Here is a 14,085-nt window from a genome sequence, read left to right on the forward strand (position 1 = left end):
CTGCGGCGTGGAGCGTGAGGTTATGCGCGGAGGCCGGGGTCAAGGGTCGGGGAGGGCATACGGGTGGGCCGCCTGCGAGGCGTGCGTGCACGGCCTGAGGCCAGCGAACGCGCCCGTCGACAGTCACGGCCCGACGGCTGATTCCGGCCACTTCCATGTCCGGTCTTCGCCCCTACGATGTCGGGATCGCTCGGCACCTGAAGGTGGGGTCTGGGCCGCATACGGTCCCTGATGCAGAGCTTCTACCCTCGGGCCGCCCACCCCTGGCCCCGCCGCCTGCCACCTGCCGGAACTCCGCCCCACGCAGCCTCCCGAGGCCGTCGCGAGCGCATGCCGTCCCGCTGTCCTTACATGCGAAACGACCTGGTCCACGGAGTCCGTGGACCAGGTCGTTTCGAGTGGTGGGCGATACTGGGTTCGAACCAGTGACCTCTTCGGTGTGAACGAAGCGCTCTCCCACTGAGCTAATCGCCCGGGCGCAGGAAGAACATTACCCCATGTCAGGGGGTGCCTCGGACACGGTGCGGAGGCTTGGCGGCGGTCCGGGCCGCGGCTACTGGTTCTCGATGTTCCAGGGCATCTCGAAGCCGAACTTCCAGAGGTAGACCCCGACGAGGACGGCCACGATGACCAGGCCGATCGTCGTGAGGATGAGGTTCCGGCGCCGGACCCGGGGATCGAGGGCACGCTGGGTCGCCTCCGTGACCTTCCGCTTGGTCCAGCGGAGCACCAGCTGAGCCCACACGAACTCGGTCGCCCAGATCGCCATGCCGCCGAAGATCACGACCCAGCCGGGGCCCGGGAGGGGAAGCATGATCACACCGGTCACGACCACCGCGAGGCCGATGACGAAGACAGCGACCTGCCAGCTCAGGTGCAGCATCCGGCGCGCCTTGACGAATTCCGGCGCACGCGATCCGAGCGGCGCTTCCTCCTTCGCCACATCGGCCCCGCTGTTCGCTACACCCGTCTCGGCGTTCGTCCTGTCGGCCGCCACCGCGACCTCCCCCGTTCCGTCACTCCCCGTGTCCATACAGCCAAACCCTACCGGAGAGAAACCCGTCACCGGAATGGTCGTACCGGACGAAGTCGACCTCGGCCGGATGAGCTACCAAAAGCGACGCAAAACTCCCAGAGGGGTTTACAACGGCACCGTAGGTGGCATGTCGATTTCGCCGACGTGCGAATCCCCGAGCGCACACTGAGCGAAAGGCCTTGGCGCTTATGAACACCACGGTCAGCTGCGAGCTGCACCTGCGCCTCGTTGTGTCGAGCGAGTCCTCACTGCCTGTTCCCGCGGGACTGCGGTATGACACGGCCGATCCCTACGCCGTGCACGCCACCTTCCACACCGGAGCCGAGGAAACGGTCGAATGGGTGTTCGCCCGCGACCTCCTCGCCGAAGGGCTTCACCGGCCCACCGGCACCGGCGACGTCCGAGTCTGGCCGTCGCGCAGTCACGGTCAGGGCGTCGTCTGCATCGCCCTGAGCTCTCCGGAGGGCGAGGCGCTGCTCGAAGCCCCGGCGCGGGCTCTGGAGTCCTTCCTGAAGCGCACAGACGCCGCCGTGCCACCCGGCACGGAACATCGGCACTTCGACCTCGATCAGGAGCTCTCGCACATCCTGGCGGAGAGCTAGACCGAGACCCCACAGAGCCGCCCGGCGCCGTCCACTCGGGGAGACGGCTCGGGCCAGGACAACCGCATACGGCTCAGGCCGACCGATCGACGCCGTCGCTGCGGTTCTCCGCGCGGCGGCGTCCGTATGCGCGCTCCGTGACGGAGCACGCCCTCGTGACGGAGCGCGTGCCCGTGACAGAGCGCGTGCCCATGACAGAGCGCGTGCCCATGACAGAGCGCGTGCCCGTGACAGAGTGCGTCCGGTCCGGTCGCGGAACGGGCCCCGTCCGATCATTCGGGCACCCGCACCCCCTCTGACCACGCCCCCGGCGGTTTCCCGGGCTCTGGGCCGGTCCGCGCGGTCCGGGGAGCCGTTACCATCGGCCAGCATCGGCGGGCGGCTGCCCGACCCTCGCAGGCCAGGGAGCGAAACGTGTTGATCACCCACGACACCCGGTGTGCCCTCGACACCGTGGTGGATCTGGTGAACACCGCACCGGAGAACGACACGGCGACGGACGGGCTCGCTGATGTCGCGTCGCTCGACGCCTTCGTACAGGAGCACGACATCAGCGATGTCGGCACGCTGTCGGAGTTCGATCTCGCCGCTGTGCGCAAGGTACGCGGCAGGTTCGCCGAGGTCTTCTCGGCGCCGGACCCCGGCTCGGCCGCCTCGGTCATCAACGACCTCGTCGCCGCGGCGGGCACCACGCCCCGGCTCACGAACCACGACGGCTACGACTGGCATGTGCACTACTTCGCGCCCGGCGCGTCCGTCGCCGACCATCTCGCGGCCGACTGCGGCATGGCCCTCGCCTTCTTCGTCGTCGCGGGGGAACAGGAGCGGCTGCGCCGCTGCGAGGCACCGGACTGCCGGCGCGCCTTCGTGGATCTCTCCCGCAACCGCTCGCGCCGCTACTGCGACAGCCGCACCTGCGGCAACCGCCTGCACGTGGCCGCGTACCGGGCGCGCCGCAAGGAAGCCGCGGGCTGAGGGACCGCCGCGCGCGACCGATGACAGCAACGGGCCGTGGCGGATGATGCTGGGGACTGACGGAGCCCTCGACGGGTGACGTCAGGGGCTCCGTTTACGGCTCAGAGCATCAGCAGGTCGTGCAGTGACGCCATGAGCAGCAGGCAGCCGATCACCGCTAGGAAGATCATCAGCGGCGGCTGGGAAAGCGCGAAGAGACAACCTCGCCGCTCCTCGGGCGGGGCGGTGGTGTCTCTCTGTTCTGTTGTATCCAGCATCTCGCGGCGATGATGACGCAGCGGGGACCCTCCGCGCGATCAACCAACCGCGAATGACGGAGAGTTCGCCAATATCCACAACGTCCGGAGCGATCGTGATCACTTCGGCGTCGCGGGTCGACCTACTGTGTCGTTTCAGTCCGTTCGATGCGCCACCGGTGCAGGACGGCTGATCGGCGGATGTGTGGTCAGATGCCGTGCTTCTTCAGGATCGCCTCGATGTCGCTGAAGTCGTCCGCGGCGGACGCACCGGGGCTCGTCGGCCGGGAGCCGGTGGTAGGGCGGCCCGCCGGGCGGGCGCTGCCGCCCAGCGAGGGCGCCGAGGCGGCCGGGGCTATCGCCTCCGTGCGGGACGCCTTGGCCGCCTTGCGGTCCTTGCCGGTGTCGCCCCGGCGCCGCTCCACGGCGCGGGTGGTCATGAAGAGGAACCAGGCGGCGCCCAGCATCCCGAAGCCGGCCCACGCGGTCGGGCTGAACGCGGTGTCCGCCGCCCACTCGACGACTCCGGTCATCACCAGGCCGATGGGCACGAGCGCGTAGGCGGCGATGCGGGTCGCCCTGAGAAACCGCTTCCGGTACGCCGTGATCGCGGCGAGGCCCAGGCCGGCCGCGGAGACGGCGGCGCAAACTGTCTCGGCAATCATCCGGTCCTCCAAGGCACAGCGCGGTCGGTCGGGCGGGTCGATCCGTCCCTTCCATCCTGCACCGCCCCGCGCCCGATATGCCATGGTCCGGGGAGACCTCAGGGAGATCTCCGGGTCGTCTCGGGGTCGCCAGGTTCCGAGGCGGTCCGGAAGGACCGTCCCTACGCAGGACGGGTCGGCACGCGGCAGGCAACTGGGGCAGGTACGACGGCGGCCGATTGGGCCGGTGCGGTCGTGGGCTGGAAGACTGATCGCATGAGCGACTCCTCCCCCGCACCGTCGGCCGTCGTCCTGGACGTCTGGTGCGAACTCCAGTGTCCCGACTGCCGCCAGGCCCTCGACGACCTCCGGGCATTGCGGGCCCGCTACGGCGACCGGCTCGACATCCGGCTTCGGCACTTCCCGCTGGAGAAGCACAAGCACGCCTTCGCCGCCGCCCAGGCCGCCGAGGAGGCCGCGGAGCAGGGGCAGGCGTGGCCGTACGTCGAGGCCGTACTGGGCCGGGTGGAGCGGCTGGACAGCGCGGGTGAGCCGTTCCTGGTGGAGGTGGCCCGTGAACTGGGCCTGGACGCCGAGGAGTTCGACACCGCGCTGATCGACGGCCGGCACATCCTGATCGTGGACGCCGACCAGGCCGAGGGCAAGGCGATCGGCGTGACCGGCACCCCGACGTACGTCATCGGCGGCGAGCGCCTCGACGGCGGCAAGAGCCAGGAAGGACTGCGCGAGCGCATCGAGGAGATCGCCGACCGCCTGCTGGCCGGGAGCGCCTGACAGCCCGGCACCGTCCTCCCGCGCCCCCCGGCGGAGGCACACCCGCAGTCCTCGCCGGCGCGAGCCCTGTTCGTGCGCCCCGGCGGAGGTCGCCCACGCGCACCGCCGCCCGGCACATCGCGGCCCCCACGCCGCCGCCCCCGCATCGCCGTCAGAGCAGCGGTTTGGACAAGTGGTAGGTGGTCGTCTCGTAGCGGAGGGACTCATAGAGGCACTCGGCGCGGACGTTCCCCGCGAAGACGTTGAGCATCAGGACGCTTCGGCCGGCCGCCCGGGCCTGGGTCTCGGCCAGCAGCATCAGCGAACGGCCGTGGCCCCGTCCCCGGTGCGCGGCGTCCGCCTCCACGTCGTAGACCCAGGCGGCGTCGGCCGTCAGCCACACCCACAGGGTGCCGACCCTCGCGCCCTCGTGCTCCAGCACGCTGCACACGTTGTTCGGGGAGGCCGGTCCGTGGGGCAGGCACTGTGCGTAGCCCTCGGCGGCGCGCGCGTACGCCTCCTCCTCGGGCACCCCGTGGGCGATCAGGTCCTGGGCGTAGCCGTCGAGCCCGGCCTCCTTCCAGGGGCCGAACTCGGCGTCGCTCATGGGGCGGGCCCGGCTGCCCTCCGGCAGTTCGGGCGGGGCCCCGTCGAGGGGTTTGCGCATGTGGCGGTTGCGCAGGACGTAGCCGAGCGTCTCCGCCAGCCGCAGGGCGGGCTCCGTACCGGCCGGGACGGACATCTCGATCCGTCGGCAGCCCCAGCCGCGGGCGACTTCCTCGGCGGCCAGCGCGGCCACCGTGGCCCGGCCGCGCCGACGGTCCGGTTCGTCGATCCGCAGGTCAAGGATCCGGGCGGCCGAGGACGCGGGGGCGGGCCGGGTGCCGAGGTGGATGGCGCCGACGGGACGGCTGTTCACGCACACCTGGTAGCGGCGCGAACGGGACCCGTCGGCTGCGTACTGGAGCGGCTCGATGGGCCGCAGGGTGGTGGTCATCACGGGTGTTCTACCCGCCTCACCGCCCTCTGTCTGCCGAATATCGACAGGCTCTACGGATCGGCCCTACGGATCGAGGTCGTTCCCGGACCGCTCGTCGAAGATCCGCATGGCCTTGGCGGTGACCGGGCCGGACGCGCCCGGCAGCTCGCGGGCGTCGACGCGGTGCACGGCCTGCACGTCCCGCAGGCTCGACGTCAGGAAGACCTCGTCGGCGCTCTCCAGGACGTCCATCGGCAGGTCCGTCTCGCGGGCGCCGGTCCATTCGACGACGAGCGCGCGGGTGATGCCCGCCAGGCAGCCGGAGGCGACCGGCGGGGTGTGGATCTCGCCGTCGAGGACGACGAAGACGTTGGAGCCGGTGCCCTCGCAGAGCCGCCCCACCGTGTTGGCGAACAGGGCCTCGCTGGCGCCCTGTTCGTGGGCGCGGGCGAGCGCGACGACGTTCTCCGCGTACGAGGTGGTCTTCAGGCCGGTGAGGGCGCCGCGCTCGTTGCGGGTCCACGGGACGGTGATCACTGCGGTGGAGTCGGCGCGCCGGGAGGTCTCTCCGAGGGCGACGACGAGGGTGGGTCCCAGGTCGCCGCGGTCGGATCCGAGCGGGGAGACACCGCCGGTGTACGTGACGCGCAGCCGGCCGAGAGGCATCGGGTTGGCGTCGAGGACGGCGGAGCAGGCACGGCGCACCTCGTCGTGGTCGGGCTCGGGCAGGCCGAGGCCGCGCGCCGACCGCGTGAGCCGGTCGAGATGCCGGGTGAGCGCGAACGGCCGCCCGTCGACCGTCTTGACGGTCTCGAAGATGCCGTCGCCCACGGTCAGCCCGTGGTCGAGGACGGAGACACGGGCGGAGTCGATGTCCTGCAGTCCGCCGTCGAGCCAGATCTTCACGTAGGGGTCCTCCCACTCGCCTCGTACGTTCCCGACGCTACCGCGAGCAGCCGGGCGGCCTTCAGCTCGGTCTCCCGCCACTCCGCCTCGGGGTCCGACCCCCAGGTGATGCCCGCGCCGGTACCGAACCGCAGCTCGCCCGACGGCCGGTCGATCCAGAAGGTGCGGATGCCGACGGCCAGCTCTCCGGCGCCCCGGTCGGCGTCGACCCAGCCGATGCCGCCGCAGTACGGGCCGCGGGGCGCCGTCTCCAACGCGTCGATGATCCGCAGGGCGCTGGACTTCGGCGCGCCGGTGACCGAGCCCGGCGGGAAGGTCGCGGCGAGCAGCTCCGGCCAGCCGGCGTCCGCGCCGAGCTCGCCCCGCACGGTCGAGACGAGGTGGACGAGCCCGGGGTGCTTCTCGACGACGCAGAGGTCCGGGACGGTCACGGAACCGGTGGCGCAGACCCGGCCGATGTCGTTGCGGACGAGGTCGACGATCATCACGTTCTCGGCGTAGTCCTTCTCCAGGAGGTCGGCCTCGGTCCGTCCGGTCCCCTTGATCGGGCCGGACTCGACGACCCGGCCGTCGACCCGCAGGAACAGCTCGGGCGAGGCGGTGGCTATCTCCACGCCGTGGTCAGGCAGGCGAATCGTTCCGGCAAACGGTGCCGGGTTGCCGCGGGCCAGCAGCGCGGTCAGCGCGTCCACGTCCGCGTCCGGCGCGACGGGCGCCGACAGCACGCGGCAGAGGTTCGCCTGGTAGACCTCGCCGGCGGCGATGTGCTCCCGGATGCGGCGCACGCCCGCCGTGTACGCGGCGCGGTCGAGCGACGACGTCCAGTCCTCGACGGCCGGACCGCGCCATCGCCCCGGCACCGGCCGCGGGACCGGCTCGTGCCGTACGTCACGGAAGCGCGCGCACACCACACCGCCCTCGAAATCGGCGCGGACGGCCCAGAACCCGGACGAGCCCAGGGCGGCGGGATCGCTGGTCACATCGACGAGACCGGTGGCGACGCGGTTGCCGAAGCGGGCGAGAGGAGGCAGTTCGGACACGCGGTCGAGTCTAGGACGGGCACCCGCCGGGCGGCCCCGGCCGGGTGGCGGAGAGGGCGCACCGCAGCACGCTGCACAAACGCGTTTTTGTACTGGCCCCGGAATCCGCTAGAGTTCAACTCGTCGCCGGGACGCGAGAGCGGACCGAAACGACAGGCGGACGTAGCTCAGTTGGTAGAGCGCAACCTTGCCAAGGTTGAGGTCGCGAGTTCGAGCCTCGTCGTCCGCTCGAAGGAACAAGGGGATCTTCCCGAACCCCTCACTCCTGGTGGAGTGGCCGAGAGGCGAGGCAACGGCCTGCAAAGCCGTCTACACGGGTTCAAATCCCGTCTCCACCTCCAAGGACGATTAGCTCAGCGGGAGAGCGCTTCCCTGACACGGAAGAGGTCACTGGTTCAATCCCAGTATCGTCCACTGGATCTTCGACGGATCATCGAAGATCTGTCCCGCGCGATTAGCTCAGCGGGAGAGCGCTTCCCTGACACGGAAGAGGTCACTGGTTCAATCCCAGTATCGCGCACGCGGTATCACCGTGATCTTCGGATCACGCCCGAGGACGATTAGCTCAGCGGGAGAGCGCTTCCCTGACACGGAAGAGGTCACTGGTTCAATCCCAGTATCGTCCACATCTCGAAGCCCCCGGCGGTATCCGCGTCCGGGGGCTTCGGCGTGCGTGGGGTCAGCTGGAGAACAGCATGTGACCGAAGCCGCGGTTGTGGTGGCCGCCGTGGTGCCCCCCGTGGTGGCCGCCGTGCGGGGCGCCCCAGGCGGGGGCGGAGTGGTGGCCGCCGGCCGGGTACTGCGGGGCGGCGGGGGGCGGCGGAACGGCCGGGCCGCCCCACTGGGACTCCAGCCGGGTCAGCGCCTCCAGCTCGCCGTAGTCGAGAAAGATCCCGCGGCAGCCGCTGCACTGCTCGATCTGGACACCGTTGCGGTTGTACGTGTGCATCGACGCATGGCACTTCGGACACTGCATGTGCATGGTTCGGCTCAACTCCTCGCCGTTGGTGCTGCTTCGCGTTACGCCAGGACAGACACTGCCCGGCGGTGGTCGGTTGCACCCTACTTCGGGAAATCGCTCGCCAACTCCGGCGGGACGGTACTCATTCGGTCACATGCGTCGATAACGGCCCCCTCCACGTCGTCGAGCGGGCGGTCGGCCGCCGTGGCCTTGGCGATGGCCAGCGCGGCAGTCTGCACGGTGAGTGCGCGGGCCGATACGTCCAGTACCGGCCAGGGATCGGCGTCGGCGGGGACCGCGGGGCCGCCGGCCCGCTGATAGGCGTCCAGGAAACAGGCCCAGACGTCGGGCGGGAGCAGGCCGCAGGCGTACCAGGCGGCCGGGCGGGCGAGGTCCCAGGCGGGGACGCCGACGCCGAGGTCGTCGACGTCTATCAGGCGCCAGGCGCCGCCGGACACCGGGTGACGGACGAGCTGGCCCAGGTGCAGGTCACCGTGGCAGAGGGCGGTCGGGGCGGACATGGGGACCTCGGCCCTCGCCCAGGCGGGGAGCGCGCGCCAGGCGCCGAGGACGGGTGGTGCGGCGGGGTGGTCCACCGCGGTCCCGGTGAGCCGCGCGACGGCTCGAGCCGCCTTCACGGGACCCCGCATCGGGGGGAGACCCGGGTGTGGCCGGCGCCGGTGGAGGCGGGCGAGGAGGGTGGCCGCCTCCTCCCAGGGAGCGTCCTCGGGGGCCTCGGGGTCGACCGGGGTGCCGTACGGCCAGAACGTGATCAGTCGGCCGTGGAGGGCTGCCGGGTCGGGGCGGAGGGGAGCCAGGAGGATGTCGGGGTGGGCGGTGGCGACCGCCAGACGGAGCGCGAGGTGGGCGGGGTCCGTGTCGGGGGCGTGGGCCTTGGCGACCGTGTCGGCGTGGCGGACGACCGTGCCGTCCTCCCGTTCCGCGAGAACGGCGTCGGGGTGGGAGCAGCGGGCCGCCTGCGGGTGGGCCGCGCCCCGCACCGTTGCCCTGAGGGCGGGCAGGACGTCCGTGGTGGTCATGGGCTCCCCCTGCGGAAGGTACGGCACACTGGCGCTGAGCCTACGCAGTCGGGTGCCGACGCGACGACCGCCCGTCGCGGGGGCGGACGGCGACGGCGGACTCCGCGGGCCGGCGCGGGCGGACGGCGACGGCGGACGCCATGAGGCCCGCCATGTCCAAGGTGGACGTGGGCGCGACGCCGGAGGGGTCAGCAGTCGCCTCGGGGTCCGGGCCACGGAGTCCGGAGCGGCTGAGTCGGGGCCGCAGGTTCTCGGGGCGAAAGGCAACGCCCGCGCAGCTCCCCAGCTGCGCGGGCGTCTCTTTGCCGTCCGCCGCACCCCCGTCCCCACGGGGTTTCATGGATGGATGTCCCCGCCCGGACCGCTCTTCCGGGCCTGGAGTCGCCGCTCAGCGCCCCAGCATCACACCCACGGACGACGCCTGTGTGACCACTGCCTCCCAGCCGCCGAAGGCGTACACGAGCAGGGCCGCCAGGGGGAGGACCATCGCGGTCGCCACCAAGGGGTGGCGGCGGCCCGCCCGGCGTTCGGCGGTGAACACGCTGCGCTCTCGCGGGCGGAGTGCCGTCCGCGGTGCCGTGTGGGCCATGATCCCTCCTCCTGACCGATCTTGTCTGTGGTGCTTGTCGTGGGCAGCGGCGGGTGCCTGACCTCGGGGGACGAGTGCTGCACCCGCCGCTTGACCTCAAATCTAGGCGCGCGGCGGGAAAGGGTCGTCATGCCCTCGTACCGATTGGCGGGCCTCCCGGAGGATGAGCGATGACCTGCGGCGTACTCCCCAGGGTGGAGACGAGGTCCTGGATCTCGGGGTCTTCCCGGAGGGAACGGCCGGGAGATGCCTGGAGTGTCCCTTCTGTCGGTGGTCACGCCGCGCGGACGGGAGGGGTGCACGGGAGGGTGACTTCGCTCACTTCCACCCCGCCCCGGCGGGCCGCCGAACGCGTCCGGCGGTCCACGGCAAGGACGATCACCTCACCTCTGCATGTCATGTTCCCGACGTCCCCCACCCCCTTCACCGACCCTCCTGCCAGTTCACCAATCCCCCTTTTCCGTCCGGGCGTTGAGTCGACACGGGACTCAACACCTGCCCGAACTGCTGTTCCCTGACTGCCTTTCATGCCGTGCGCGCGGGGCCGACAATCGATCGGGGCGCGAGGGCGCGGCCTCTGCGCACGCCCGGCCGTGGAAACGTAAGCTGTGGCTCGTCAGACGGAACGGGCAGCGGGGATGAACATGGCGATGATGCGCCTGAGGCGCGAGGACCCGCGCGTCGTCGGCTCGTTCAGGATCCACAGACGGCTCGGCGCGGGCGGGATGGGCGTCGTCTACCTGGGCTCCGACCGGCGTGGACAGCGAGTCGCGTTGAAAGTGATCCGGCCGGACCTGGCGGAGGATCAGGAGTTCCGGTCGCGGTTCGCACGCGAGGTGTCGGCCGCGCGACGGATCAGAGGCGGGTGCACGGCCCGGCTGGTCGCCGCGGATCTGGATGCGGAGCGGCCCTGGTTCGCCACCCAGTACGTACCGGGGCCCTCGCTGCACGACAAGGTCAACGAGGAGGGGCCGCTCACGGCCGCCGAGGTGGCCGCGGTCGGTGCCGCACTCTCCGAGGGACTGGTGGCGGTGCACGAGGCCGGTGTCGTCCACCGCGACCTCAAGCCGTCCAACATCCTGCTGTCCCCGAAGGGGCCGCGGATCATCGACTTCGGCATCGCGTGGGCGACCGGCGCCTCGACGCTGACGCACGTCGGCACGGCCGTGGGGTCGCCCGGCTTCCTCGCCCCCGAGCAGGTGCGCGGTGCCGCCGTCACCCCGGCCACCGACGTCTTCTCCCTCGGGGCCACGCTCGCCTACGCGGCGACCTCCGACTCCCCCTTCGGCCACGGCAGTTCGGAGGTCATGCTCTACCGGGTCGTGCACGAGGAGCCGCAGCTGCGCGGGGTGCCGGACGCGCTCGCCCCGCTTGTGAGGGCCTGCCTGGCGAAGGACCCGGAGGAGCGGCCCAGCACCCTGCAACTGTCGTTGCGACTCAAGGAGATCGCGGCCCGCGAGGCGCAGGGGCTGTCGGACATCCGGCCGCCCGCACCGCGCAGCGACCCGGACCGGCCCTCGGGACGGCTCGCCGAGCAGTACGTCGAGCAGCGCACGCTGCGGCAGCCGCCCGAGACCCGGACGACGCAGCAGAGGACGCCGCTGCCCCGCCCCGGAGGAGGCTCCTGGCCCGGCGGGGACGCACGGACCGGGGGTGGCTCCCGGCCCCGGGGCGGGTCCGCGTCGGGTCGCGGCGCCACCGGCTCCGGGAAGCGGCCCGCACCTCGTAGCGGCGCCGGGCGCCCAGGCCCCCGTACCAACGGCACCGGACGCAGGCCCGCCAACCCGCGGCTGCTGCGTCAGCGGCTCGTCGTGTTCGTCGTGGTGACGCTGCTGGCCGCACTCGGCATCGCCGCGGCCCAGGGATGTCAGGGTCCGGCGCGTGGACTCGGCGCGGACGAGGTGCGGCACGAGCGGACGGTCCTGGAGCCGGACGACGACTGACCGTCGCGCGGGTGCCGGGTCCCGGGTGCCCAGGTGCAGGCCGGACCGGGGTCGTGATCGCTTGGTGCATCGCGGCCCCGCGTACGGGCAGCTCGCCGCCGCGGCCTCTCGGCCGCGACGTCACGCCTGCGGTCGCCCCGTCGCCACCGCGTAGAACGCAACGGCCGCCGCCGCGCCCACGTTGAGGGAGTCGACGCCGTGCGCCATGGGGATGCGGACCCATTCGTCGGCGGCCATCAGCGCCTTGGTGGAGAGACCGTCGCCCTCGGCGCCGAGCATCAGCGCGACACGGTCCATCGTGTGCGGGGCCGCCTCGTCGAGGGACTTCGCCTTCTCGTCCGGGGTGAGGGCGAGAAGGGCGAAGCCGGCGTCGCGCACCGCGTCGAGGCCCTTCGGCCAGACATCCAGGCGGGCGTACGGCACGGAGAAGACGGCACCCATGGAGACCTTGACGCTGCGGCGGTAGAGCGGGTCCGCGCAGTCCGGCGAGATCAGGACCGCGTCCATGCCCAGAGCGGCGGCCGAGCGGAAGATCGCACCGATATTGGTGTGGTCGTTGACCGACTCCATGATCACGACCCGGCGGGCGGAGCCCAGCAGGTCGACCGCCGACGGCAGGGGCCTGCGCTGCATGGAGGCGAGGGCGCCGCGGTGCACGTGGTAGCCGGTGACCTGTTCCGCCAGCTCCGGGCTGACCGCGTAGACGGGGGCCGGCAGTTCGTCGATGACGTCGCGCATGACGTCGACCCACTTGGCGGAGAGCAGCATCGAGCGCATCTCGTACCCGGCGTCCTTGGCCCGGCGGATGACCTTCTCGCCCTCGGCGATGAACAGGCCCTCGGCGGGTTCACGTCTGCGGCGCAGTTCGACGTCGGTCAGGCCCGTGTAGTCACGCAGGCGCGGGTCGGCGGGGTCCTCGACGGTGATGAGTTCGGCCACAGAGTGATACTGCCTTGTCCTGGGTGTGGTGCCAACGGCTCGGCACGGGTGGGTTACCCGCGGTTACTTGGCGGGGTGAGGGCCTACGGTCACGACCTCGCCGACGACGATGACCGCCGGCGGCTTGATCTCGGCCGAGACGACCGTCTCGGCGACCGTGGCGAGCGTGGCGTCGACCCGGCGCTGGGCCGCCGTGGTGCCTTCCTGCACCAGGGCCACGGGGGTGTCGGGGGACTTGCCGTGCGCGATCAGGGTCTCGGCGACCTTGCCGATCGTGCCGACGCCCATGAGGATCACCAGCGTTCCGGTGAGCCGGGCCAGGGCCGGCCAGTCGACCAGGGAACGCTCGTCGTCGGGGGCGATATGGCCGCTGACCACGGTGAACTCATGCGCCACTCCCCGGTGGGTGACGGGGATGCCGGCGGCGCCCGGGACCGAGATCGAGCTGGAGATGCCGGGCACGACCGTGCAGGGGATGCCCGCCTCGGCCAGCGCCTGGACCTCCTCCATGCCGCGGCCGTAGACGAAGGGGTCGCCGCCCTTGAGGCGGACGACCGACCTGCCTTGCCGGGCGTGCTCGATCAGGGCGCTGTTGATGGCCTCCTGGGCCATGAACCGGCCGTACGGCAGCTTCGCCGCGTCGATCACCTCGACGCCCTGCGGCAGTTCAGCGAGCAGGTCGCGCGGGCCGAGGTGGTCGGTGATGACCACGTCGGCCTCGGCGAGGAGGCGGCGGCCCCGCACGGTGATCAGGTCCGGGTCTCCGGGTCCGCCGCCGACCAGGGCGACGCCGGGGGTACGGGTGCGATGGTGCGGGGCGACCAGGGTGCCGTCGCGGAGCCCCTCGACCACGGCGTCGCGGATCGCGGCGGTGTGGCGGGGGTCGCGGCCCTTGGCGTCGCTGGTGAGGACGGCGACGGTGACACCCTCGCTGGTCCCGGTGGCCGGGGTCCAGGCGGTGGCCGCGTCGGCGTCGTCGGCGCGGACGCACCACACGCGGTGCCGCTCCCCCTCCGCCGACGCACGGATGTTCGCCTCGGTGTCGTCGGTCGCGATGAGGGCGTACCAGGCGTCGGCGAGGTCACCCTCCGCGTAGGGCCGCTTCTCCCAGATCAGTTCGCCGGCGTCGACCATGGCCTCCACCGAGGGGGTGGCCGTCGGGGAGACGAGGAGGATGTCGCCGCCCGCGGCGATCAGGGCGGGCAGGCGGCGCTGGGCCACCTGGCCGCCGCCGAGGACGACGACCTTGCGGCCGGAGAGGCGGAGGCCCACGGGGTAGGCGGGATGTTCGGCCATGAGGGTGCGGCTCCTCTAGCGGCAGCAGTGCGGGACGGAGCCCCTGCGGCGTTGGAGCGGCCCCTGACGTGCGGATTTTAAGGCGCGGACGAGGGTGTGGCGGGGGCGGGGTGGGATTTGTCTCC

Annotated in this window: 15 protein-coding genes and 6 tRNA genes; 9 read left to right on the forward strand and 12 right to left on the reverse strand. The window is 71.8% G+C overall.

The genetic code is table 11. The features are described 5' to 3' along the window. Window positions 1-399 precede the first annotated feature (399 nt). Both GSY65_RS05990 and GSY65_RS05995 read right to left on the reverse strand, forming a co-directional pair. Window positions 400-474: transfer RNA gene (locus tag GSY65_RS05990), tRNA-Val, on the reverse strand. A gap of 79 nt (window positions 475-553) precedes the next feature. Beyond that, on the reverse strand, window positions 554-1,033 hold the full coding sequence (locus GSY65_RS05995) for a TIGR02611 family protein (protein WP_159766323.1): 480 nt from the start codon (window positions 1,031-1,033) through the stop codon (window positions 554-556). Window positions 1,034-1,224: 191 nt separating this feature from the next. Between GSY65_RS05995 and GSY65_RS06000 the strand changes: the two genes are divergently transcribed. Beyond that, entirely contained in the window at window positions 1,225-1,638 is a 414-nt protein-coding gene (locus GSY65_RS06000; protein WP_004002642.1) for an SsgA family sporulation/cell division regulator, read from the forward strand. 414 nt (window positions 1,639-2,052) lie between these two features. Next, window positions 2,053-2,613, forward strand: a complete 561-nt coding sequence (locus GSY65_RS06005; RefSeq protein WP_159766324.1) for a CGNR zinc finger domain-containing protein — start codon at window positions 2,053-2,055, stop codon at window positions 2,611-2,613. Between the two features lie 101 nt (window positions 2,614-2,714). Here the strand turns inward: GSY65_RS06005 and GSY65_RS33215 are convergent, their stop codons facing one another. Both GSY65_RS33215 and GSY65_RS06010 read right to left on the reverse strand, forming a co-directional pair. Then, window positions 2,715-2,870, reverse strand: a complete 156-nt coding sequence (locus GSY65_RS33215) for a hypothetical protein (RefSeq protein WP_201452458.1) — start codon at window positions 2,868-2,870, stop codon at window positions 2,715-2,717. Between the two features lie 188 nt (window positions 2,871-3,058). Then, window positions 3,059-3,514, reverse strand: coding sequence for a hypothetical protein (locus GSY65_RS06010; protein ID WP_159766325.1), 456 nt, complete (start codon window positions 3,512-3,514; stop codon window positions 3,059-3,061). Window positions 3,515-3,769: 255 nt separating this feature from the next. Here GSY65_RS06010 and GSY65_RS06015 point away from each other — a divergent pair, with 255 nt between their 5' ends. Further along, window positions 3,770-4,288 (forward strand): DsbA family protein, encoded by a 519-nt coding sequence (locus GSY65_RS06015; RefSeq protein ID WP_159766326.1) that lies wholly within the window; start codon window positions 3,770-3,772, stop codon window positions 4,286-4,288. Window positions 4,289-4,439: 151 nt separating this feature from the next. On the opposite strand, the gene GSY65_RS06020 is transcribed toward GSY65_RS06015, so the two are convergent. From GSY65_RS06020 to GSY65_RS06030, 3 genes are all read right to left on the reverse strand, one after another. Beyond that, complete coding sequence (locus GSY65_RS06020) at window positions 4,440-5,264, reverse strand: GNAT family N-acetyltransferase (protein WP_159766327.1); 825 nt, start codon at window positions 5,262-5,264, stop codon at window positions 4,440-4,442. 66 nt (window positions 5,265-5,330) lie between these two features. Continuing rightward, window positions 5,331-6,152 carry an aminotransferase class IV gene (locus tag GSY65_RS06025; RefSeq protein ID WP_159766328.1) on the reverse strand — a complete coding sequence of 274 codons (822 nt, stop codon included), beginning with the start codon at window positions 6,150-6,152 and terminating at the stop codon, window positions 5,331-5,333. Continuing rightward, on the reverse strand, window positions 6,149-7,192 hold the full coding sequence (locus GSY65_RS06030; protein ID WP_159766329.1) for a chorismate-binding protein: 1,044 nt from the start codon (window positions 7,190-7,192) through the stop codon (window positions 6,149-6,151). Before GSY65_RS06030 ends, GSY65_RS06025 begins: the two co-directional genes overlap by 4 nt. 156 nt (window positions 7,193-7,348) lie before the next feature. On the opposite strand from GSY65_RS06030, the gene GSY65_RS06035 reads away from it, so the two are divergent. The 5 genes from GSY65_RS06035 (at window position 7,349) to GSY65_RS06055 (ending at window position 7,818) form a co-directional block, all read left to right on the forward strand. Then, window positions 7,349-7,421: transfer RNA gene (locus tag GSY65_RS06035), tRNA-Gly, on the forward strand. 38 nt (window positions 7,422-7,459) lie between these two features. Beyond that, window positions 7,460-7,533, forward strand: a tRNA-Cys gene (locus tag GSY65_RS06040). Between the two features lies 1 nt (window position 7,534). Next, window positions 7,535-7,606: transfer RNA gene (locus GSY65_RS06045), tRNA-Val, on the forward strand. A 34-nt stretch (window positions 7,607-7,640) separates the two neighbouring features. Continuing rightward, window positions 7,641-7,712 (forward strand) — tRNA-Val (locus tag GSY65_RS06050). A gap of 34 nt (window positions 7,713-7,746) precedes the next feature. After that, window positions 7,747-7,818, forward strand: a tRNA-Val gene (locus tag GSY65_RS06055). 53 nt (window positions 7,819-7,871) lie between these two features. Here the strand turns inward: GSY65_RS06055 and GSY65_RS06060 are convergent. From GSY65_RS06060 to GSY65_RS06070, 3 genes are all read right to left on the reverse strand, one after another. Further along, window positions 7,872-8,168, reverse strand: a complete 297-nt coding sequence (locus tag GSY65_RS06060) for a TFIIB-type zinc ribbon-containing protein (RefSeq protein WP_159775644.1) — start codon at window positions 8,166-8,168, stop codon at window positions 7,872-7,874. An 86-nt stretch (window positions 8,169-8,254) separates the two neighbouring features. Continuing rightward, window positions 8,255-9,193: a phosphotransferase family protein gene (locus GSY65_RS06065; RefSeq protein ID WP_159766330.1), complete on the reverse strand. Its 939-nt coding sequence runs from the start codon at window positions 9,191-9,193 to the stop codon at window positions 8,255-8,257. A gap of 388 nt (window positions 9,194-9,581) precedes the next feature. Continuing rightward, on the reverse strand, window positions 9,582-9,782 hold the full coding sequence (locus GSY65_RS06070; protein WP_159766331.1) for a hypothetical protein: 201 nt from the start codon (window positions 9,780-9,782) through the stop codon (window positions 9,582-9,584). Window positions 9,783-10,420: 638 nt separating this feature from the next. On the opposite strand from GSY65_RS06070, the gene GSY65_RS06075 reads away from it, so the two are divergent. Then, on the forward strand, window positions 10,421-11,725 hold the full coding sequence (locus GSY65_RS06075) for a serine/threonine-protein kinase (protein ID WP_159775646.1): 1,305 nt from the start codon (window positions 10,421-10,423) through the stop codon (window positions 11,723-11,725). 120 nt (window positions 11,726-11,845) lie between these two features. Here the strand turns inward: GSY65_RS06075 and GSY65_RS06080 are convergent, their stop codons facing one another. Together GSY65_RS06080 and cobA are read right to left on the reverse strand one after the other, a co-directional pair. Further along, complete coding sequence (locus GSY65_RS06080; RefSeq protein WP_159766332.1) at window positions 11,846-12,664, reverse strand: TrmH family RNA methyltransferase; 819 nt, start codon at window positions 12,662-12,664, stop codon at window positions 11,846-11,848. Between the two features lie 63 nt (window positions 12,665-12,727). Next, the gene (gene cobA / locus GSY65_RS06085) at window positions 12,728-13,960 is read right to left on the reverse strand and encodes a uroporphyrinogen-III C-methyltransferase (protein WP_159766333.1); all 1,233 of its coding nucleotides are present in this window, start codon (window positions 13,958-13,960) and stop codon (window positions 12,728-12,730) included. Window positions 13,961-14,085: the final 125 nt, after the last annotated feature.

This window comes from Streptomyces sp. HM190 (genome assembly GCF_009857135.1).
In the GTDB taxonomy this organism is placed as follows: domain Bacteria; phylum Actinomycetota; class Actinomycetes; order Streptomycetales; family Streptomycetaceae; genus Streptomyces; species Streptomyces heilongjiangensis.